1 protein-coding gene is annotated in these 395 nt (G+C 62.8%); it reads right to left on the bottom strand.

The genetic code is table 11. The annotated features are described in order from the left end of the window. Positions 1 to 56: 56 nt before the first annotated feature. A partial coding sequence (locus HUA76_RS44855) for a hypothetical protein (protein WP_174464435.1) occupies positions 57 to 395 on the bottom strand: 339 nt, incomplete at its 5' end.

The following is a 395-nucleotide window of genomic DNA, read 5'->3' as shown; positions in this document are numbered from 1 at the left end:
CCGAGAAGGTCATGCAGCCGAGCGACCTCGAGAGAGGAGGCGGCACACCCCGCGTCTCAACCTACGGCGCGCGCTCGTCTTCGAATCGACTCGAGGTCGCGCGAGCTCAGCTCGGGCCGGTGTTTCTCGAGCAAGGCTTCGAACCTGCCCTTCTTCTTCAATGTCGTTCGCAACTCGACAATTACCGGATTGTCGATCGCCTCGACGCGTTCGAGCGCATCGGAGAGCGCCTCGGCGTTTCCGACCATCGCGTGCGCGAGGAGCCAATACGCTGCCCAATGCGGGTGCGAAACGAAGTGCTTTGCTTCCTTCGTGTACACGCGCATCGGCGAAGCGTCGCGGGCGGTGAGCACGATCGCGTCAACCGGGTCGTCGTGATCCTCGCGATCGACTTT

The organism is Myxococcus sp. CA056, from assembly GCF_013336715.1.
Lineage (GTDB): Bacteria > Myxococcota > Myxococcia > Myxococcales > Myxococcaceae > Myxococcus > Myxococcus llanfairpwllgwyngyllgogerychwyrndrobwllllantysiliogogogochensis.
Note: the sequence above shows the minus strand (reverse complement) of the source record. Positions and strands in the feature narration are given on the sequence as shown.